The 20,488-nt window shown below is 69.2% G+C and carries 17 protein-coding genes and 1 pseudogene; 8 read left to right on the top strand and 10 right to left on the bottom strand.

Annotated elements, in window-relative coordinates; genetic code table 11:
- The 3 genes from xdhC to xdhA all read right to left on the bottom strand — a co-directional run.
- A partial coding sequence (gene xdhC / locus HMPREF3115_RS13400; protein WP_070554721.1) for a xanthine dehydrogenase accessory protein XdhC occupies positions 1 to 622 on the bottom strand: 622 nt, incomplete at its 3' end.
- A gap of 1 nt (position 623) precedes the next feature.
- Entirely contained in the window at positions 624 to 2,978 is a 2,355-nt protein-coding gene (gene xdhB, locus HMPREF3115_RS13395) for a xanthine dehydrogenase molybdopterin binding subunit (RefSeq protein ID WP_070554720.1), read from the bottom strand.
- 18 nt (positions 2,979 to 2,996) lie between these two features.
- The gene (gene xdhA, locus HMPREF3115_RS13390) at positions 2,997 to 4,592 is read right to left on the bottom strand and encodes a xanthine dehydrogenase small subunit (protein WP_070554718.1); all 1,596 of its coding nucleotides are present in this window, start codon (positions 4,590 to 4,592) and stop codon (positions 2,997 to 2,999) included.
- A 351-nt stretch (positions 4,593 to 4,943) separates the two neighbouring features.
- Here xdhA and HMPREF3115_RS13385 point away from each other — a divergent pair, with 351 nt between their 5' ends.
- Positions 4,944 to 6,158, top strand: a complete 1,215-nt coding sequence (locus HMPREF3115_RS13385; protein WP_006401530.1) for an MFS transporter — start codon at positions 4,944 to 4,946, stop codon at positions 6,156 to 6,158.
- 115 nt (positions 6,159 to 6,273) lie between these two features.
- Here the strand turns inward: HMPREF3115_RS13385 and HMPREF3115_RS13380 are convergent, their stop codons facing one another.
- On the bottom strand, positions 6,274 to 7,164 hold the full coding sequence (locus HMPREF3115_RS13380) for a DMT family transporter (RefSeq protein ID WP_006401531.1): 891 nt from the start codon (positions 7,162 to 7,164) through the stop codon (positions 6,274 to 6,276).
- Between the two features lie 129 nt (positions 7,165 to 7,293).
- On the opposite strand from HMPREF3115_RS13380, the gene HMPREF3115_RS13375 reads away from it, so the two are divergent.
- A complete protein-coding gene (locus HMPREF3115_RS13375; RefSeq protein WP_006401532.1) occupies positions 7,294 to 8,229 on the top strand; it encodes an AraC family transcriptional regulator in 936 nt (311 codons plus the stop codon).
- An 18-nt stretch (positions 8,230 to 8,247) separates the two neighbouring features.
- On the opposite strand, the gene HMPREF3115_RS13370 is transcribed toward HMPREF3115_RS13375, so the two are convergent.
- Positions 8,248 to 9,459 (bottom strand): pyridoxal-phosphate-dependent aminotransferase family protein, encoded by a 1,212-nt coding sequence (locus HMPREF3115_RS13370; RefSeq protein ID WP_006411571.1) that lies wholly within the window; start codon positions 9,457 to 9,459, stop codon positions 8,248 to 8,250.
- Here HMPREF3115_RS13370 and HMPREF3115_RS29230 point away from each other — a divergent pair.
- The 6 genes from HMPREF3115_RS29230 to HMPREF3115_RS13340 all read left to right on the top strand — a co-directional run bounded on the left by HMPREF3115_RS29230 (position 9,445) and on the right by HMPREF3115_RS13340 (position 15,879).
- On the top strand, positions 9,445 to 9,918 hold the full coding sequence (locus HMPREF3115_RS29230; protein ID WP_227747592.1) for a hypothetical protein: 474 nt from the start codon (positions 9,445 to 9,447) through the stop codon (positions 9,916 to 9,918). The two genes, HMPREF3115_RS13370 and HMPREF3115_RS29230, sit on opposite strands and share 15 nt — an antisense overlap.
- Before the next feature lie 277 nt (positions 9,919 to 10,195).
- Positions 10,196 to 11,179 carry a LysR family transcriptional regulator gene (locus HMPREF3115_RS13360; protein ID WP_070554714.1) on the top strand — a complete coding sequence of 328 codons (984 nt, stop codon included), beginning with the start codon at positions 10,196 to 10,198 and terminating at the stop codon, positions 11,177 to 11,179.
- A gap of 34 nt (positions 11,180 to 11,213) precedes the next feature.
- On the top strand, positions 11,214 to 12,212 hold the full coding sequence (locus HMPREF3115_RS13355) for a 2-hydroxyacid dehydrogenase (RefSeq protein WP_006406378.1): 999 nt from the start codon (positions 11,214 to 11,216) through the stop codon (positions 12,210 to 12,212).
- A 178-nt stretch (positions 12,213 to 12,390) separates the two neighbouring features.
- Positions 12,391 to 13,218 carry a 5,6-dimethylbenzimidazole synthase gene (gene bluB / locus HMPREF3115_RS13350; RefSeq protein WP_070554712.1) on the top strand — a complete coding sequence of 276 codons (828 nt, stop codon included), beginning with the start codon at positions 12,391 to 12,393 and terminating at the stop codon, positions 13,216 to 13,218.
- Positions 13,219 to 13,432: 214 nt separating this feature from the next.
- Positions 13,433 to 14,602, top strand: a complete 1,170-nt coding sequence (locus HMPREF3115_RS13345) for an MFS transporter (RefSeq protein WP_012214025.1) — start codon at positions 13,433 to 13,435, stop codon at positions 14,600 to 14,602.
- A 116-nt stretch (positions 14,603 to 14,718) separates the two neighbouring features.
- On the top strand, positions 14,719 to 15,879 hold the full coding sequence (locus HMPREF3115_RS13340) for an MFS transporter (RefSeq protein WP_006401543.1): 1,161 nt from the start codon (positions 14,719 to 14,721) through the stop codon (positions 15,877 to 15,879).
- 96 nt (positions 15,880 to 15,975) lie between these two features.
- On the opposite strand, the gene fahA is transcribed toward HMPREF3115_RS13340, so the two are convergent.
- From fahA to HMPREF3115_RS13315, 5 genes and pseudogenes are all read right to left on the bottom strand, one after another.
- Positions 15,976 to 17,280, bottom strand: coding sequence for a fumarylacetoacetase (gene fahA, locus HMPREF3115_RS13335; RefSeq protein WP_070554711.1), 1,305 nt, complete (start codon positions 17,278 to 17,280; stop codon positions 15,976 to 15,978).
- Positions 17,277 to 18,611: a homogentisate 1,2-dioxygenase gene (hmgA, locus tag HMPREF3115_RS13330; RefSeq protein WP_070554708.1), complete on the bottom strand. Its 1,335-nt coding sequence runs from the start codon at positions 18,609 to 18,611 to the stop codon at positions 17,277 to 17,279. The genes fahA and hmgA overlap by 4 nt, the downstream gene beginning before the upstream one ends.
- 20 nt (positions 18,612 to 18,631) lie before the next feature.
- Positions 18,632 to 19,984: an MFS transporter gene (locus HMPREF3115_RS13325; RefSeq protein WP_070554706.1), complete on the bottom strand. Its 1,353-nt coding sequence runs from the start codon at positions 19,982 to 19,984 to the stop codon at positions 18,632 to 18,634.
- On the bottom strand, positions 19,981 to 20,211 hold the full coding sequence (locus tag HMPREF3115_RS13320) for a DUF2783 domain-containing protein (protein ID WP_069220014.1): 231 nt from the start codon (positions 20,209 to 20,211) through the stop codon (positions 19,981 to 19,983). Before HMPREF3115_RS13320 ends, HMPREF3115_RS13325 begins: the two co-directional genes overlap by 4 nt.
- 27 nt (positions 20,212 to 20,238) lie before the next feature.
- A pseudogene (locus HMPREF3115_RS13315) lies at positions 20,239 to 20,488 on the bottom strand (FAD-dependent oxidoreductase); the annotation flags it as partial.

Raw genomic sequence — 20,488 nt, 5'->3', positions numbered from 1 at the left:
ACGCGTCGTCGCGCGCGGCGGCAGCGGCGGCTGCCTTCGCGCCGGCGACCGGCATCCCGGCGCGCACCTGCAGCAGTTCCGCGCACACGGCGACCGCGATCGAGCCGGGCGCCTTGTCGACGATGCCGGCCACGCCGATCGGACACACCATCTCGACGAGCCTTGCCGGATCGACGCCGCGCGCGGCAAGCCGTCGTTCGAACTTCACGCGCTTCGTGCGCGAGCCGATCATCCCGAAGTACGCGAAATCGCGCCGCCGCATGATCTGCTCGGCGAGCGCGAAATCGAGCGCGTGGTTGTGCGTCATCACGAGGAAGTAGGTGCCGGGCGGCGCGGCATCGACGATCGCCTCCGGCGTGTCGGTCGGCTCGGGCTGCACGTTCGGCGGACACTCGTCGGGGAACAGTTCGTCGCGCGTGTCGACCCACTGCACCGTGCACGGCAACGCGCCGAGCAGCGCGACGAGCGCATGGCCGACGTGCCCCGCGCCGAACAGCACGACGTGCATCGGCGGCGGCGCGCCTGTCGCGCGGTTGCGGGTGCCGGTGCCGCGCGCGAACGCGGCCGCGTCGGGTGCGACCGCGCGTGCAGGCGACTGCGGCGAACGGGCCGGCGCACGCATGTCAGGCTGCCCGCGCCGCGCGCACGGCCTGCACCGCACGCAGGATCGACTCGCCGGTCGCCGGTGCGTCGAGCGGCGGATTCACGCGATAGTCGCCGACCGCCGCGATCGCGTCGCGCACGGCGAAGAACACCGAGAACGGCAGCAGCAGCGGCGGCTCGCCGACGGCCTTCGAGCGGTGAATGCTGTCCTCGACGTTGCGGTTCTTGAACAGCCGCACGTTGAATTCGGGCGGTGTGTCGTTGACGGTCGGAATCTTGTACGTCGAGGGCGCATGCGTCATCAGCTTGCCGCCCGCGTTCCACCACAGCTCCTCGGTCGTCAGCCAGCCCATCCCCTGGATGAACGCGCCTTCGACCTGGCCGATGTCGAGCGCCGGGTTCAGCGATGCGCCGACGTCGTGCAGCGCGTCGACGCGCAGCGTGCGCATCTCGCCCGTCAGCGTGTCGATCACGACTTCCGACACGGCCGCGCCGTACGAGTAGTAGTAGAACGGCCGCCCCTGCAGCTTCGACTGGTCCCAGTGCAGCTTCGGCGTCGCATAAAAGCCGTCGGACCAAAGCTGCACGCGCGCGAGATACGCCTTCGCGATCACGTCGCCGAACGGCACGGCCGTCGTGCCGATCCACACGCAGTCGTTCGCGAATTTCACGTCGGCCGCCTCGACCCGGCCGTCGCCGTACTGCTTCGCCGCGAACACGGCGAGCCGCTCGCGCAGCTGGCGCGCGGCGTCCTGCGCGGCCTTGCCGTTCAGATCCGAACCGGTCGACGCGGCCGTCGCCGACGTGTTCGCGACCTTGCTCGTATCGGTCGCGGTTACGCGGATGCGGCCGAAACGGATCCCGAGCTCGTGCGCGACGCCCTGCGCGACCTTCGTGTTCAGCCCCTGCCCCATCTCCGTGCCGCCGTGGTTCACGAGCACCGAGCCGTCCGTATAGATATGCACGAGCGCGCCGGCCTGGTTGAAGTGCGTGACGTTGAACGCGATCCCGAACTTCACCGGCGTCAGCGCGATGCCCTTCTTCAGCACCGCGTTGCGGGCGTTGAACGCGCGCACGCCGTCGCGCCGCACGCGATAGTCGCTCGTCGCCTCGAGTTCGGCGAGCAGTTCGTGCAGCACGTTGTCCTCGACGGTCTGACCGTACGGCGTGACGTTGCGCTCGGTCTTGCCGTACAGGTTCGCGTAGCGGACGTCGAGCGGATCGCGGCCGAGCGTGCGCGCGATGTCGTCGAGGATGTACTCGATCGCGAACGCGCCCTGCGGGCCGCCGAACCCGCGAAACGCGGGGTTCGACTGCGTGTTGGTCTTGCCGCAGTAGCCGGCGATCGCGACGTCGGACAGCCAGTATGCGTTGTCGAAGTGGCAGACCGCGCGCGTCATCACGGGGCCCGACAAATCGGCCGAGAACCCGCAGCGCGAGGTCATGTCGAGCGACACGCCGTCGATGCGGCCGTCGTCGTCATAGCCGACGTCGAAGCGGTAATGGAAGTCGTGCCGCTTGCCGGTGATCATCATGTCGTCGTCGCGGTCCGGACGCAGCTTCACCGGGCACAGCAGCTTCCAGGCGGCGAGCGCCGCGCAGCAGGCGAACAGCCCCGACTGCGATTCCTTGCCGCCGAACCCGCCGCCCATCCGGCGGCACTCGACGAGCACGTTGTGCGATGCGACGCCAAGCACGTGCGCGACCAGATGCTGCATCTCGCTCGGGTGCTGCGTCGAGCAGTACACGTGCATGCCGTCGTCGTCCTTCGGCACCGCGTACGCGATCTGCCCTTCCAGATAAAACTGCTCCTGGCCGCCGAGCAGCATCTCGCCCGACTCGCGATGCGGCGCGGCGGCGATGCGTGCCGCCGCGTCGCCGCGCGCGAGCTTCAGCGGCGGAATCACGTACGACTCGGCCTTGCGCGCTTCCTGCGCGGTCAGGATCGCCGGCAGCTCCTCGTATTCGACCTGCGCGCGCCGCGCGGCGAGCCGCGCGACATCGTGCGACGTCGCGACGACGATGAACATCGGCTGGCCGACGTACTGCACGACGCCCTGCGCAAGCACGGGATCGTCGTGCACGATCGGGCCGCAGTCGTTGACGCCCGGAATGTCGTCGGCGGTGAACACCGCGACCACGCCCGGCGTCGCGCGCACCGCGTCGAAGTTCATCGACACGATCCGCGCGTGCGGCTTCGCGGACAACCCGAGCGCCGCGTGCAGCGTGCCCGCGACGAGCGGGATGTCGTCGGTGTAGGTCGCGCGCCCGCTCACGTGCAGATGCGCGGACTCGTGCGCACGCGACACGTGCACCTGCGCGGCATCGGCTTGCGGATCGAGGGTGCTGAGGAACGGTTCTGCTTGCTGGTTCATGTTCGGTGTTCTCCGTCGTCAGACACGCGCCGCTTCGGCGGGCACTTCGCGCACGTTCAGGGCTTGCGGCGGCAGCGGATCGTGCGGACGCGTCTCCAGCCAGAATCGGTACATCAGGTTCTTCGCGGTATCGAGCCGGTATGTGCTCGTCGCGCGCATGTCGGTGAGCGGCTGGTAATCGCGTTCGAGCGCCTGCATCGCGGCCTGCGCGGTGGCCTCGTGCCACTGCGCGCCGTCGAGCACCGCTTCGGTGTGCGCCGCACGCTTCGGCGTCGCGGCCATGCCGCCGAACGCGACGCGCGGCTCGCGGATCGTGTCGCCGTCCGCGATGAACGCGAACGCCGCGCAGACGGCCGAAATGTCGGAATCGAACCGCTTCGACAGCTTGTAGGTGCGGAATCGCAGGTTCGCGCGCGCGCCGCTGCGCGTCGGCACCTTCACGCCGACGACGAATTCGTGCGGCGCCATGTCCTTCTGCTGGTAGCCCGTATAGAGCGCTTCGAGCGGCAGCTCCCGCACCGTGTCGCCGCCGCGCAGCACGACGCGCGCGCCCAGTGCGATCAAGCCCGGCATCGAATCGCCGATCGGCGAGCCGTTCGCGACGTTGCCGCCGAGCGTGCCCGCGTTGCGGATCGGCAGCGACGCGAAGCGCTTCCACATCTCGGTCAGTTCGGGATACGTCTCCGCGAGCGCCGCATAGGCGTTCTCGACCGTGACGCCCGCGCCGATCTCGATCCAGTCCTCGCCGTGCACGATGCGCTGCAGTTCGGCGATCTGGCCGACGTAGATCAGGTCGTCGAGCCGGCGCATCTGTTTCGTGACCCACAGCCCGATGTCGGTGCTGCCCGCGAGAATCCGCGCGTCCGGACGCTCGGCCTTGAGCGCGGCGAGCGCGTCGAGCGTGCGCGGGGCAGCGAAGCGCGCGCCGCCGATCGTGTAGTCGAAGGTCGTGTCGCGCCGCAGCGATGCGAGCGTGCGCGCGAGCGCGGCCGGGTCGACCGGCGCGGTGTTCTGTTCGGGGGTGGAGCCTTCGCCGGTTGCGCCTTCGCCCGTCGCACCTGCGCCGGCCGCACCTTCGCCGGCCCCGTCAAACATCCTCACCGCCGCGTCGACGATCGGACGATAGCCGGTGCAGCGGCACAGGTTGCCGGTCAGCGCATCGGCGATCTCGGTGCGCGTCGGCACGTGCTTCGCCTTCTCGCAGGCACCGCCGCAGCGTTCATGGCCGTGCTTCTCGTAGAGCGCCCACATCGACATCACGAAGCCCGGCGTGCAGAAACCGCACTGCGATCCATGACAGTCGACCATCGCCTGCTGAACCGGATGCAGCGAGCCGTCCGGGCGGCGCAGGTCCTCGACGGTCAGCAGCGCCTTGCCGTCGAGCGTCGGCAGGAACTGGATGCACGCGTTGACGGCCTTGAACGCGACCGTGCCCGCGTCGGTCAGCTCGCCGACGACGACCGTGCACGCGCCGCAGTCGCCTTCCGCGCAGCCTTCCTTGGTGCCGGTGCAGTGCGCGTCCTCGCGCAGGTACTGCAGCACGGTGCGGGTGACGTCCGCGCCGCTGACTTCGCGGACGGCGTGACGATGGTAGAAGCGGATCGGCTCACTCATGTCTCTGTCGTTCTTCAAGTGGGGGCAAAGGCGGCCTGCGCAGGGCGCTCGGCCGACGTTTCTCTGACAGTTTGCACGCTATCACCGTCAAATTCCGCAACCCATAGCCCAATACGCATGCGGCCCATATAACTGCGGCGATATGCGCGGCCGCCCGTGCCGGCGGCCCGCCGCGGCCGGTGCATGGCCGCCGCACGGCCAGCCGCGGTGCGCGAAGGCGTCGGTTCGGCGTCGTCCGAAAAAGGGGGCGACGTTAACTAAACGGTACCTGCGTGAAAACCGGTTCCATGGGAAAATCCCGATTCCGTTTTTCGCCACGATCCGTTCCGTTCGCTCATCTGTTCCGACCCCATGTCAACCGATTCTGCCTCCACGCCGCGCAGCGGGCTCGCCGTCACGCTGCAAATCGTGTCCGTCGTCTGCTTCACGTTCATCTGCTACCTGACCATCGGCCTGCCGCTCGCGGTGCTGCCGGGCTTCGTCCACGACGAGCTCGGCTTTTCCGCGATCGTCGCGGGTGCCGCGATCAGCGTCCAGTATTTCGCGACGCTCGCGTCGCGCCCGCTCGCCGGGCGCCTCGCCGATACGCTGGGCCCGAAGCAGACCGTGCTGCGCGGGTTGCTCGGCTGCGGCGCGTCGGGCGTGCTGCTGCTCGTCGCGCTGCTGCTCGCGCGCTGGCCGGCCGCGAGCCTCGTGCTGCTCGTCGCGAGCCGGCTCGTGCTCGGCGTCGGCGAGAGCCTGTGCGGCACGGGTGCGATTCTCTGGGGCATCGGCCGCGTCGGCGTCGCGCACAACGCGAAGGTGATCTCGTGGAACGGCATCGCGACGTACGGCGCGCTCGCGCTCGGCGCGCCGGTCGGCGTCGCGATCGCGCATTCGCTGAACCCGGCGCTGATCGGCGTGCTCGTGATCGCGCTCGCGGCGCTCGGCTATGCGCTGGCGCGGCTGATCGATGCGGTGCCGCTCGTGCACGGCGAACGGATGTCGTATGCGAGCGTGTTCACGCGCGTGCTGCCGCACGGCATCGGCCTCGCGCTCGGCTCGGCCGGCTTCGGCTCGATCGCGACGTTCGTCACGCTCTACTACGCGGCGCGCCACTGGCCGAACGCCGCGCTGTCGCTGACCGTATTCGGCACGCTGTTCATCGGCGCGCGTCTGCTGTTCGCGAACACGATCAAGACGCACGGCGGCTTCCGTGTCGCGATCGTGTCGTTCGCGTTCGAATGCGCGGGCCTCGTGCTGCTGTGGCTCGCGCCGGTGCCGCACGTCGCGCTCGTCGGCGCCGCGCTGACGGGCTTCGGCTTCGCGCTGATCTTCCCGGCGCTCGGCGTCGAGGCGGTCGCGCTGGTGCCGGCCGCCAGCCGCGGCGCGGCGCTGTCCGCGTACTCGGTGTTCCTCGACCTGTCGCTCGGCATCACCGGGCCGCTCGCCGGCTACGTCGCGGGCGCGTTTGGCTATCCGCAGGTGTTCCTGTTCGCGGCGCTCGCCGCGGCGGCAGGCGTCGCGCTATCGGTCGTGCTGTATCAGCGGCAGGCGCGCGTCGCGGGAAGCGGCGCGGCGGCCTAGCCCGCTTGCCGCAAGACGGCAAGCCGAACGCGGATGTCCGCGCGCCGCCGGAAGGAAAATGCCCGCTTCGCGCGGGCATTTTGTTGTCGGTATGCCATAGCGACGGCCGCTTCGGTCACGCTGTCCGCGGCGCCAACCGCCGCACAAGTTCGAACGCAACCAGATTCCCGGCCAGCACGAGCAGCAGCCCGATCACCGCGAGCGGCGACCATCGATACCCTTCGAACACCGTCGACACGGCCAGCGCGACGATCGGAAACAGCACCGTGCAGTACGCGGCGCGCTCCGGCCCGATCCGGCCGACGAGCGTCAGATAAGCGGTAAAGCCGATCACCGAGCCCGGCACGGCCAGATAGAGCAGCGCGCCGAGATAGCGCGGCTCCATTTCGAGCGAAAACGGCAGCCCGGCCGCCACGCTGCCGACGGTCAGAATCGCCGCGCCGATCAGCATCGCCCAGCCGTTGGTCGCGAGCGGATGCAGGCCCATCGACTGCATGCGGCTCGACAGCAGGTTGCCGGCCGAGAAGCACATCGTCCCCGCGAACGCGATCGCGAGCCCGATCCACGTCGCGCGATCGTCGAGATGGCCGGCCATCTGCTGCCAGAACAGGCAGGCGATGCCGGTCAGTCCGAGCAGCGCGCCCGCAATCGCCGACGCGCGCAGCGGCCGCCCCATGAACAGCCGCCCGTTGATCGAATTGAGCAGCGGCGCGGTCGAGAAAATCACCGCGACGAGCCCGCTCGGCACGACGCGCTCCGCGTAGTAGAAGCACAGGAAATTCAGGCAGAACAGCGCGACGCCCTGCGCGGCGAGATAACGCCACGCGGCGCGCGGCGGCCGCGCGGGGCGACGCATCGCGCGCAGCAGCGCGAACATCACGGCGGCCGCGAGCCAGAAGCGCCACGCGATCGACACGGGCGGCGGCACGCTGCCGAGCTGCCATTTGATCGCGATCCAGGTGGTTCCCCAGATCAGCACGGTAACGATATAGAGCGACAGGTTCATGGCGACGGCGGCTTCGAACGAAACGGGAATCCGACTATGCCGTCGCACGACGCGTGCCGATTGTCCGGAATTGCGGTCTTTTTCGCCGGCGCCCGCGCGCCGGCATGCGCGCGCTTATACTCGGACCTCATGAACGCGTCCCTGTCCGCCCCGCCCGTCGATCGCGCCGCCGCCCTGTCCGGCGGCGATCTGCCGTTCGGCCTGCAGTCGGTGTGCCGCACGCTCGCCGACGCGAACGCGACGCTCGAGCGCTTCGCCTGGCTCGGCGACCACCTCGCGATCGCCGAGTGGACGCGGATCACCGACGAGAGCGAGACCGTCTACGCGCAGCCCGGCCATCACACGCTGTCGTGCTACCTCGACGGCGGCTACCGGACCGAGCGCGAACGCGTGCCGCGCTACGGCGCGCCGAGCCTGCTGTGCGCGCTGCCGGGCGACCACGAATCGCGCTGGTGGGTGCGCGGCGAGATGCACTTCGTCCACCTGTACTTCCTGCCCGAGCACTTCACGCAACGCGCGATCCGCGAGCTCGATCGCGAACCGCGCGAACTGAAGCTCGCCGATCGGACCTATTTCGAGGAAGCGCGCGTCGCGTCGCTGCTGCGCTCGGTCGCGCTCGAGCGCTGGGACGATGCGGACGGCCGCCTGCGCGTGAACGAAACGGCGCACGACGTGCTGAGCCTGCTGCTGCGCGAACAGAGCGCGACGCGCACCGACACGCCGTTTCGCGGCGGCCTCGCGCCGGCCGTGCGGCGCCGCGTGCGCGACTACATCGACGCGCATCTGTCGCAGCCGCTGACGCTCGGCGAGCTCGCGGAGGTCGCCGCGCTGTCCGAATACCACTTCTCGCGGATGTTCCGGCTGTCGTTCGGCCGCGCGCCGCATGCGTGGGTCGCCGAGCAGCGGCTCGCCCGCGCGCGCCTGCTGCTGCGCACGACGTCGTTGCCGCTCGCGCAGATCGCGGCCGACTGCGGCTATGCGAACGCCGCGCATTTCAGCCACCGCTTTCGCGACGCGCACGGCGCGGCACCGAACGCGTACCGGCGCGCGATCCAGGGCCGCTGAGCGGCCGCGCCGCGCGCGTTACGCGCCGCGCCGCGACAGTTCCTGCTCGAGCGCCGCCACGCCGGCCGGCAGATCCACGGGCACCTTCAGGTCGACCATCGTGCGGCCGAACGCATGCACGGTGCGGAACAGGTTGTGTTCGCGGCACTGCTCGCCCATCTGGCCGATCCGCACGATCGGCAAGCCGAACGAGCCCGAGATCTCGACCTGATACTGCTTCGAGATATGGCCGCAGATCAGGCCCGGCGTAAGGCCTTCCGGCGTCTCGATCCCGACGACCGAATTGAGCCGGCACGCCTTCGGCGCATACAGCTTCAGTCCCATCGCCTCGACGGCCGCCTGCAGCGCGAGCGAACAGCGCAGATGGCGCGCGAAGCGGCTTTCGAGCGTCTCCGCGCACACGAGCCGCAGCGCCTCGTGCAGCGCGAGCACGCCCGACACGGGCGCGGTGTAGTGATAGCCCGCGTTGTGCCAGAAGTTCTCGGCGAGCGCCATGTCGAGGCACCAGTGCGCGTTCGGCTCCGGGCGATGTTTCATCCGTTCCCAGGCGGCGTCGGAGAACGCGATCAGCGACACGCCGGGAATCGACGACAGCCCCTTCTGACCGCCGGTGATCACCGCGTCGATGCCCCACGCGTCCATCTCGAGCGGCATCGTCGACAGCGTGCAGACCGCGTCGACGACGACCAGCGCGCCGGCCGCCTTCGCGAGCGCCGCGATGTCGCGCAGATCGCGATTCCACACCGTATTCGACGTCTCGCCCTGCACGATCGTGACGATCTCGGGCCGCTCGCGCGCGATGGCCTCCGCGACTTCGTCGAGGCTCGCGACCGCGCGATCGGCGACTTCGAGCGTCGCGACTTCCGCGCCGACGCGCGTGGCCATCTCGGCCATCCGTGCGCTGAAGAAACCGTTGCGGATCGACAGCACGCGCGTGCCGCGCCATGCGAGGTTCGAGATCGCCATCTCCATCGCCGCCGAGCCCGGACCGGCGACGCCGAGCACCCACTTCGTGCGCGTCTGGAACACGTAGCGCGCCATTTCCTTCACCTGCTCGATGATCTTCGCCATCGTCGCGCCGAGGTGGTTGATCACGATCGTGTTCGCCTTCGCGACGGCAGCCGGGATCGGGACCGGGCCGGCCCCCATCATCAGCAGCGGTTCTTCGGGCAGGATCGCGTCGAGCGGCACGACGACGGGACAGGGAATCGGCGAATGGTCGATGGACATGGCTGGAACGAAGTGAAGGAAGAAAACGCACGGAACGCGTGCCGCACGACACGGCAAGCGACCGATCATTCCGCGTTCCGCGGCGTTGCGCAAGAGGCACGCGCGGGCGGACAGCACGAAGGTGGCCCGGCGCGCCGACCGGGCCAGCGCACCGCGCGCGCCGCGCATCGCTTGCGCGCGAATTGCGGGCGCGATTCGCAGCCCGGAGAAAGGAGACGATCGCGCGCGATTTTGCGCGGCCATATCGAGACGCGCTCGATACCGTCGCTTTCGGCGCCGTCTGCCCGTCAAACGGCAAAAAGCACCGCACGCCGCAAAATCGGCATACGCGATTCGGCACGCATATTCGGCACACGCAGAAAAACCTGCGTTATCCCGATCGCTAATGCCATCGCCTGCCGAAATTACCGCCCGCATTCCGGGCTTGCCGCCCAATTCATTGATTTACCAATGAATTAACGCGGCGGCGACGATATCCAGGCGAAAAGACACGCAATCGCGACAAGCGTATGACCGACATCGATCGGTTTTCCGATACGCGCGATTTCGATTTTCCGCAACCCGCCCCTTTTCTCAGGTTGACGGACACGCTTTTCTTATTGAACAATCGTCTGCAGATTCCGAAAACGCTTTAACCGATACGAGCGGGAATCACGCGCCGCGCAATGTTTTTTCCGCGCTGCACGATGAAAAATCACAACCATAATCAGTCAACCGGGCCAAAAATACGCAAGCCATGAACCAGATTCAGACCATGCGTGTCTTCGTCTGCGTCGCCGAGCATCAGAGCTTCCGGCGTGCGGCGCATCATCTCGGCGTGTCCAACGCACTCGTCACGCGCTCGATCGCGATGCTCGAGGGCCATCTCAATACACGGCTGATCCACCGCACCACGCGCAACCTGTCGCTGACGGAAGCCGGCGTGCGCTATCTCGACGGCTGCCGCGCGCTGCTCGAGGAATTCGATCATCTCGAGGCGTCGGTCGCGCAGGCCACGCACGAGCCGGGCGGCACGCTGCGCGTGGTCGCGTCGGGGCTGCTGTCGCCGGGCGCGCTGACGCCGCTGCTCGGCCGGTTCCGGCATCGCTATCCGGAGTTGCGCGTGCAGATGACGATCGCCGAAGCGCCGCTCGACGTGCTCGATGCCGGCTACGACGTCGGCATCGTCACCGGCGACCGCTTCGACGGCAACCCGGCGCTGATCGCGCACGCGCTCGCGCCGAATCCGTTCGTCGCATGCGCATCGCCCGCGTATCTCGAACGGCGCGGCGAGCCGCGCACACCCGACGATCTGCCGCGCCACGACTGGGTCGCGCTCGCGCCGCATCAGCATCCGGGCGCATGGCGGCTGGTCGGCCCCGACGCGCGCGTGCATACGGTCACCGTGCGGCCCGCATGCACGGTCAATCAGCTCGCGCTCGTCCATGCGGCGGCGGTCGCGGGCTCGGGCATCGCGATGCTGCCCGAGCACTGCGTCGCCGACGCCATCGACAGCGGCACGCTCGTGCGGCTGCTGCCCGGCTACCGGATCGACGATCCGCATACGCAGCTCTCGCTCGTCTATCCGAACCGGCAGTTCGTGCCGGCGCGTACGCGCAGCTTCGTCGAACATGCGGTCGAGCACTTCAGCACGCTCGCGCAGCCTGAGCGGGCGGGCTACGGTTTCCTGCGGACGGCGCACGCGTCCGCGCATGCCGACGGCGTGCCGGGGCTGCAGTAAACTGCGGGCGACGACGGTCCCCCGGAGAAACAGCGTGCGCGTGATCCTGTTCAGCAGCCGACAGTACGACGACGATTCGTTCACCGCCGCCAACCGCCGGTTCGGCTACCGGCTGCACTTCCAGCCGTCGCATCTCGATGCGGAAACGGCGATCCTCGCGCACGGCTACGACGTCGTGTGCCCGTTCGTCAACGACACGCTGAATGCGGCGGTGCTCGAACGGCTCGCGGAAGGCGGCACGCGCTTGATCGCGCTGCGCTCGGCGGGTTTCAACCATGTCGACCTCGCGGCGGCCGAGCGGCTCGGCATCACGGTCGTACGCGTGCCGGCCTATTCGCCGCACGCGGTTGCCGAACACGCGGTCGCACTGATTCTCGCGCTGAACCGTCGGCTGCCGCGCGCGGTCGCGCGCACGCGCGAAGGCGACTTCTCGCTGAACGGGCTGCTCGGTTTCGATCTGCACGGCAAGACGGTCGGCGTGATCGGCACGGGGCTCATCGGCAGCGTGTTCGCGAAGATCATGATGGGCTTCGGGATGCATGTGCTCGCGCATTCGATGCCGCCGTACGACGACGAGCTGATCGCGTTCGGCGCGCGCTACGTCGACCTCGACACGCTGCTGCGCGGCGCCGACATCGTCAGCCTGCACTGCCCGCTGCTGCCGTCCACCCATCATCTGATCAATGCGCGCACGCTCGCGCAGATGAAGCCGGGCGCGATGCTGATCAATACGGGCCGCGGCGGGCTCGTCGACACGCAGGCGCTGATCGATGCGCTCAAGAGCGGCCAGCTCGGCCATCTGGGCCTCGACGTCTACGAAGAGGAAAGCGGGCTGTTCTTCGAGGATCATTCCGACCTGCCGCTGCAGGACGACGTGCTCGCGCGGCTGCTGACGTTCCCGAACGTGATCGTCACGTCGCATCAGGCGTTCTTCACGCGCGAAGCGCTGGCGGAAATCGCGCATACGACGCTCGCGAACATCGAAGCGTGGCATGCGGGCACGCCGCAGAACGTCGTGGCGCCGAGCCGCTGACGAGCCGGGCGCGCCTTCCGCCTTCCGCCTTCCGCCTTCCGCACTCCGTCTTCGGCCTCCAGCCACACACCGCACACTACCGCACACCTTTGCCGCGCCGGCGTTTTTTGTCCACGCGCCGCGGCGCGCCCGCACTCTGCTATCGTTCGCCGACCTTCCTCTGCTGCCGCTGCCCGTCATGCGTTTCGACGATTCCGCCCTCGACGCCGTTTACCGCGCCATCTTCGAGCGGCGCGACATGCGCCATTTCACGTCGGCTCCGGTCGATCCGGCCGTGCTCGCACGGCTGCTGCGCGCGGCACACCATGCGCCGAGCGTCGGCTTCATGCAGCCGTGGCGCTTCATCCGCATCACCGATCCGGCACGGCGCGACGCGATCCACGCGCTCGTCGACGCCGAGCGGCGCGCGACCGCCGACGCGCTCGGCGAACGCCACGACGAATTCATGCGACTGAAGGTCGAAGGCGTGCGCGAGTGCGGCGAGCTGCTCGTCGTCGCGCTGACCGACGATCGCGAGCGCCATGTGTTCGGGCGGCGCACGCTGCCGGAGATGGACCTCGCGTCCGCCGCGTGCGCGATCCAGAACATGTGGCTCGCGGCGCGCGCCGAAGGGCTCGGGATGGGCTGGGTCTCGCTGTTCGACGTCGACGCGCTGCGCACGCTGCTCGGCATGCCGGCCGGCGCAAAACCGATCGCCGTGCTGTGCCTCGGCCACGTCGACGCCTTCTACGCGAAGCCGATGCTCGAACAGGAGCGCTGGGCCGCGCGGATGCCGATCGAAGCGTGCCTGTTCGAAAACGGCTGGGGTGAGCCGGCGGGGCACGGGCCGGCGGTTAGCGCGACGGTCGATCCCGATGGCGGATCCGGCGGCACGGCCGCCTCGGCCGTCAGCGACGTGCGGACCGCCGCGCAACCCGACACGTCCGCTCCGGCGCCTGCACCGCACGCCTGCGACCCGGAACCCGCGGTCGCGCTTTCCGCTCGATCGGCCGAACGACCGACCTAGGCGCGCGCCCGTCCCGAGCCGCGCGCGATCGCGGCCCGCATCGCCGTCCCGTCCCACACTGGGGGCGCGGTCCGTCGCACGTCGGCAACATCCGTTCCGGCCCCCAGCATAAGGGTTTTTACTGAAGTAGAATCGCCGCTATCGCCCTGCCGTCCACCCGCTCCGCGCGTCCTGCGCCGCTCCTGGCCGACGGCCCTTCCAGGAATCCCCCGCGATGCCCTTACCTCTGTTCGCCCTCGCCGTTGCCGCGTTTGGAATCGGTACCACCGAATTCGTCATCATGGGACTGCTGCCGAACGTCGCGCGCGACCTCGGCGTGTCGATCCCGGCCGCCGGCATGCTCGTGTCCGGCTACGCGCTCGGTGTGACGATCGGCGCGCCGATCCTCGCCGTCGTCACCGCGAAGATGCCGCGCAAGCGCGCGCTGATGGGGCTCATCGGCCTGTTCATCGCGGGCAACCTGTTCTGCGCGATCGCGCCCGGCTACGCGGTGCTGATGGCGGCGCGCGTCGTGACCGCGTTCTGCCACGGCGCGTTCTTCGGCATCGGTTCGGTGGTCGCGAGCAGCCTCGTCGCGCCGAACCGCCGCGCGCAGGCGATCGCGCTGATGTTTACCGGCCTCACGCTCGCCAACGTGCTCGGCGTGCCGCTCGGCACCGCGCTCGGCCAGGCATACGGCTGGCGCGCGACGTTCTGGGCCGTGACTGGCATCGGCATCGCCGCGGCCGCCGCACTCGCCGTCTGTCTGCCGAAACACCTCGCGATGCCCGAAACCAGCATCACGCGCGAATTCGGCGTGCTCAAGCATCCGCAGGTGCTGATGGTGCTCGGCATCAGCGTGCTCGCGTCCGCGAGCCTGTTCAGCGTGTTCACGTACATCACGCCGATCCTCGAGGACGTGACCGGCTTCTCGCCGCACCAGGTCACCTGGGTGCTGCTGCTGTTCGGGCTCGGGCTGACGGTCGGCGGCACGCTCGGCGGGCGGCTCGCCGACTGGCGCCGGATGCCGTCGCTGATCGCGACGCTCGCCCTGATCGGCGTCGTGCTCGCGCTGTTCGCGGCGACCATGCATTTGCCGTTCGCCGCGCTCGCGACGATCTTCGTGTGGGGCGTGCTCGCGTTCGCGATCGTGCCGCCGCTGCAGATCCTGATCGTCGATCGCGCGAGCGACGCGCCGAACCTCGCGTCGACGCTGAACCAGGGCGCGTTCAACCTCGGCAATGCCACCGGCGCGTGGCTCGGCGGCAGCGCGATCGGCGCCGGCGTGTCGCTCGTGAATCTGCCGTGGGTCGGCGTCGCGATGGCCGTCGCCGCGCTCGCGCTGACGCTGTGGTCCGCATCGCTCGAACGCCGCCCGGCTGCGGTACCGACCGAATACGTCTGACGCGCGCCGCGCGATCGTTGCTCGCGCATCGTAACGCGACGCAGCGCAGCTGCAGCGACACCGTACGCCGGCCGCGTCATGGACCGTTCAAGGGCTGCGGTGTAGCATCTCGGCCGATGAAAGCCATACTCAATCGCGATTTCGTCGCGCTGATCCTGAGCGTCGCCGTCGTCGGTCTCGGCACCGGCGCCACCCTTCCCCTCACCGCGCTCGCCCTGACCGAAGCCGGCCACGGCACGAACGTCGTCGGCATGTTGACCGCCGCGCAGGCCGGCGGCGGCCTCGCGATCGTCCCGTTCGTCACCGCGCTGGCGCGGCGCATCGGTGCGCGCCGCGCGATCGTCGTGTCGGTCGTCGTGCTCGCCGCGGCGACCGCATGGATGCAGTTCACGTCGAATCTCGTCGTCTGGGGCGTGCTGCGCGTGCTGTGCGGCGCCGCGCTGATGCTGCTGTTTACGATCGGCGAGGCATGGGTCAACCAGCTCGCCGACGATGCGACGCGCGGCCGCGTCGTCGCGATCTACGCGACCAATTTCACGCTGTTCCAGATGGCGGGCCCCGTGCTCGTCAGCCAGATCGCGGGCGCGACCGGCATCCGCTTCGCGCTCTGCGGCGCGCTGTTCCTGCTCGCACTGCCGACGCTCGCGACGATCCGCCGCGCACCGCTCGCCGGCGACGACGCACAGCACGCGCAACACGATCGCTGGCTCGCGGTGCTGCCGCGCATGCCGGCGCTGATCATCGGCACGGGTTTCTTCGCGCTGTTCGATACGCTCGCGCTGTCGCTGCTGCCGCTGTACGCGATGGATCACGGCGTCGCCAGCGAAACGGCGGTGCTGCTCGCGTCGATCATGCTGTTCGGCGACACCGCGATGCAGTTCCCGATCGGCTGGCTCGCCGACAAGCTCGGCCGCGAACGCGTGCATTTGGGCGCGGGCGCCATCGTGCTCGCGGGACTGCCGCTGCTGCCGTTCGTCGTCGCGAATCCGCTGCTGTGCTGGCCGCTGCTGTTCGTGCTCGGCGCGGCGGCCGGCAGCATCTATACGTTGTCGCTCGTCGCCTGCGGCGAACGCTTCCGCGGCGCGGCGCTCGTTACCGCGAGCTCGCTCGTCTCCGCATCGTGGAGCGCGGCCAGCTTCGGCGGCCCGCTCGTCGCCGGTGCATTGATGGAGCAGCTGGGCAGCAACGCGCTGGTCGGCGTGCTGGTCGTCTGCGTCGCCGCATTCGTCGCGGCCGCGCTGTGGGAGCGGCGTGCCGCGTTGTCGCGCGCCGTATGAGGCCCGTGCGCCCCGCGCACGCATCGTGACACCGCTGAAACGACGACGGCCCGCGCGAAGCGGGCCGTCCGGGACCAGCGCGTCACGCGCGATGCGTCACGCTTGCAATGCAGGCAGGATCTTGCCGACGCAGGTGCCGAAGCCGACACGATAGCCGTCGCCCTGGCACCAGCCGGCGAGCGTCAGCTCGTCGCCGTCCTCGATGAACGTACGCGTACCGCCGCCGTTCAGTGCAACGGGCTCCTGGCCGTTCCACGTGAGCTCGAGCAGGCTGCCGAACGAATCCTTCGTCGGCCCGCTGATCGTGCCCGAGCCCATCAGGTCGCCGACCCGCGTATTGCAGCCCGACACCGTGTGATGCGCGAGCTGCTGCGCCATCGACCAGTACATGTACTTGAAGTTGGTCCGGCAGATCGTCGTCGCTTCGGCCGCGTCCTGCGCGCGCAGCGTCACTTCGAGCGCGATGTCGAACGCGTGCCGGCCCGCATGCCGCAGATACGCGAGCGGCTGCGGCGACTGCTCGGGCTGCGCGGTGCGGAACGGCTCGAGCGCGTCGAGCGTGACGATCCACGGCGAGATCGTCGTCGCGAAGCCCTTCGAGTTGAACGGGCCGAGCGGCACGTATTCCCATTGCTGGATGTCGCGCGCGCTCCAGTCGTTCAGCAGCACCATGCCGAAGATGTGCGCTTCCGCGTCCTCGCATGCGATCGGCTCGCCGAGCGCATTGCCCTTGCCGACGATGAAGCCCGTCTCGAGCTCGATGTCGAGCTTGCGGCACGCGCCGAACACCGGGCGCTCGAGATCCGGCAGCTTCAGTTGCCCGTTCGGGCGACGCACCGGCGTCCCGCTGACGACCACCGACGACGCGCGGCCGTTGTAGCCGATCGGCATCTCCGACCAGTTCGGCAGCAGCGCATTCTTCGGATCTCGGAACATCGAGCCGACGTTCGTCGCATGCTCCTTCGACGAATAGAAATCGGTGTAGCCGGGAATGTCGACGGGCAGATGCAGCGTCGCATCGCGCTGCGCCACGAGCACCCGCGCGCGCAGCGCCGCATCGTCGCGCAGCCGCGCGTTGTCGCGCGAGAACAGCTCGGACAACTGCACGCGCACGCTGCGCCACGCATCGCGGCCGAGCGCGATGAAGGCGTTCAGCGTCGGCGCGGCGAACACGTCCGCGCCGCCCGGCAGCGTCAGCAGGCCTGCGCGCCCGAGCGCCGCAAGATCGACGATCGCGTCGCCGAGCGCGACGCCCGCGCGACGCGCCGGCTGCTTCGCATCGCTGAAGATCCCGAACGGCAGGTTCTGGATCGGAAAATCGCAGGCGGGATCGTTCGCCGACTCGACCCAGCTCTTGCGGGCCGGGTCGAGCGTCGCGCGCCAGTCTTGGGTATCGCTCATCGTTGCTCCGGATTGAAGTGTTTCCTGATGCCTTGCCAGCATTCGAAGTAGTTGGCCTGCAGCTGCGCGGTGTCGAGCGCGTAGCGCGTCGGCCGGATCAGCGTGCGCGTTTCGAACATGAACGCCATCGTGTTGTCCACCTTGTGCGGCTTCGTCGTATCGCTCGCCGACGCCTTCTCGAACGTGTCCGCATCCGGGCCGTGGCCCGACATGCAGTTGTGCAGGCTCGCGCCGCCCGGCACGAAGCCTTCGGCCTTCGCGTCGTACGCGCCGTGCACGAGCCCCATGAACTCGCTCGCGACGTTGCGGTGGAACCAGGGCGGACGGAACGTATCCTCGGCCGCGAGCCAGCGCGGCGGGAAGATCACGAAGTCGATCGCGTCGACGCCCGGCGTATCGGTCTGCGAATGCAGCACGAGGAAGATCGACGGATCGGGATGATCGAAGCTGATCGAGCCGATCGTGTTGAACAGGCGCAGGTCGTATTTGTATGGCGCATAGTTGCCGTGCCACGCGACGACGTCGAGCGGCGAATGGCCGATGTCCGCGCGCCAGAGCCGGCCGTTCAGCTTCGCGACGAGCTCGAACGCGCCTTCGCGGTCTTCGTATGCGGCCTGCGGCGTCAGGAAGTCGCGCGGATTCGCAAGCCCGTTCGAGCCGATCGGGCCGAGATCGGGCAGCCGCAGCAGCGCGCCGAAGTTCTCGCAGATATAGCCGCGCGCATCGCCGTCCGGCAGCGCGACGGTGAAGCGCACGCCGCGCGGAATCACCGCGATCTCGAACGGCTCGACGTCGAGGCGGCCGAATTCGGTCGCGATGAAGAGCCGCCCTTGCTGCGGGACGATCAGCAGTTCGCCGTCCGCGCTGTAGAAGAAGCGGTCCCGCATCGAACGGTTCGCTGCATAGAGGTGGATCGCGCACCCGCTCATCGCGGCGGCCGAGCCGTTGCCGGCCATCGTCACGAGCCCTTCGACGAAATCGGTCGGCTCGCTCGGCATCGGCACCGGATTCCAGCGCAGCTGGTTCGGCGGCGTCGGCGGCACGTCGGCCGAGTCGGCAAAATCCGACACCAGGCGCTGCGCGCCCGCGAACGGTTCGAACGGCCGGTGCACGGCGGCCGGCCGGATCCGGTACAGCCACGAGCGGCGGTTATGGCCGCGCGGCGCGGTAAACGCGGTGCCCGACAGTTGCTCCGCATAGAGCCCGTACGGTGCGCGCTGCGGCGAATTGCGGCCGTGCGGCAGCGCGCCGGGCAGCGCCTCGGTCGCGAACTCGTTCGCGAAACCGCTCAGGTAGCCGGCGGTCGCCGGTTTCGACAAGTCAAGCGTCATCGTTTCATTTCTCCATCAATTCAGGCGGCATGCGGCGCCTGCGCACCGCTTCGCCGCGTCACGCCGGCCAGCCCGAGCACGAACAGCGCCGAGCACAGCACAGGTACCGCGGCCGCATGAAACAGCGCGCCGTTGGTCCAGTTCAGTGCAATCAGTTGTCCGCCGACGAGCGGCCCGAGCACCGAACCGATCCGACCGATGCCGAGGCTCCAGCCGATGCCGGTCGAACGCAGCGACGTCGGGTAATACTGGCCCGCGAGCGCGTTCACGGCCGGCTGTCCGCCGACCACGCAGAAGCCGCCCGCGAACACGACGATCAGCAGCCACGGCAGCGCATGCGCGACCGAGCCGATCAGTGCGACCGACACCGCCGCACACGCGAAGCACGCGAACAGCACGCGCACGAAACCGTAGCGTTCGATGAACCAGCCGAGCGACAGCGTGCCGATCACGCCGCCCGTCTGCAGCACGGTGCCGACGATCACCGCGGTGCCCGGCGAATAGCCGGCGTCGCGCATCACGGTCGGCAGCCAGTTCGAGAGGAAGTACAGATCGATCAGGTTCATGAAGCTGATCGCCCACAGCAGCAGCGTGACCGGCAGGCGGCCGCCGCGGAACAGTTCGGCGACCGGCGCGCCCGTCGTCGCACGCTCGCGCACGACGAGCCGCGTGCTCGCGTCGATGCCCGCATGCGGCGCGAAGCCGGCGAGCCAGTCGCGCGCCTGCGCGTCGCGCCCTTTCAGCACGAGAAACTGCAGCGATTCGGGCAGCCGCGCGGCCATCGCGATCGCGAGGACGAGCGGCACCGCACCGCCGACGAAAAACACGGCGCGCCAGCCGAGCGCCGGAATCAGCGCCGCGCTGATGAAGCCGCCGATCGCCGCGCCGAGCGTGAAGCCGCACGACACGATCATCATCCGCTTCACGCGATGCGCGCTCGGACTGAACTCGCCGACGAGCGCCATCGCGTTCGGCATGATGCAGCCGAGGCCGAGACCGGTGACGAAGCGCAGCGCCATCAGCACCGGGATCGAACCCGCGAACGGCGTCGCGAGCATCGTCAACGCGAAGAACAGCGTCGCGCCGATCAGCACCGGACGGCGGCCGATCCGGTCGGCCAGCACCGACAGCGCGAGCGCGCCGAGCAGCATCCCGAACAGGCTCGCGCTGAACACCGGCCCAAGCGCCTGCTTCGGCACGTGCCACTCGGCGATCACGCTCGGTGCGACGTAGCCCATCGCCTGCGCGTCAAAGCCGTCGATCACGAGGCACAGCCCGCACAGCGCGAGCAGCATCCAGTGAAAGCCCGGACGATGCGTGTCGTCGATCACGCGCTCGACTTCGAGCGTACGCGCCTCGGCCGCGGCGCTCACGGCGTCACCTCGGCGCCCGGATGCACGGGCGGCGTCACGCCGCGGCGCGCGAGCGCCATCGCTTCGCGCAGCACGTCGAGATCGCCGATGTGGTTCGCGAGCAGCAGGATCAGCTTCGCGTTGACGAGCTGGCTGTCCGCGTCCGACAGGTCGCGATGCATGTCGATCAGCGCTTCGTAAAACGCGTCCGGATCGGCAAGACGCGCGCGGGTATCGAGTGGGGGCATGACGGTGTCTCCGTATCGTTGTCGTATTCAGCCGGCGCAGATCGCGCGGGCCAGCGCCTCGGCGATCGCCTGGCGGTCGAGCGCGCGCATCCGCGCGCACACGTGCTGGTCGGGACGCAGCAGATAGAAGGTGCCCGGCCGCGCGTCGTAGCGCTGGGCGGCGAGCCCGTCGACGTCCTCGACGACGTCGACGCCGGCCACCGGCTGCGCATGGCCGGCCGGCACGACGAGCACCGGCCGCACCGGCAGCGCGAGATCCGCGACCGCCTGCGCGAGC

Source organism: Burkholderia sp. HMSC10F09, assembly GCF_001806955.1.
GTDB lineage: Bacteria > Pseudomonadota > Gammaproteobacteria > Burkholderiales > Burkholderiaceae > Burkholderia > Burkholderia multivorans.
This window is presented reverse-complemented; position numbering and strand designations above follow the sequence as displayed.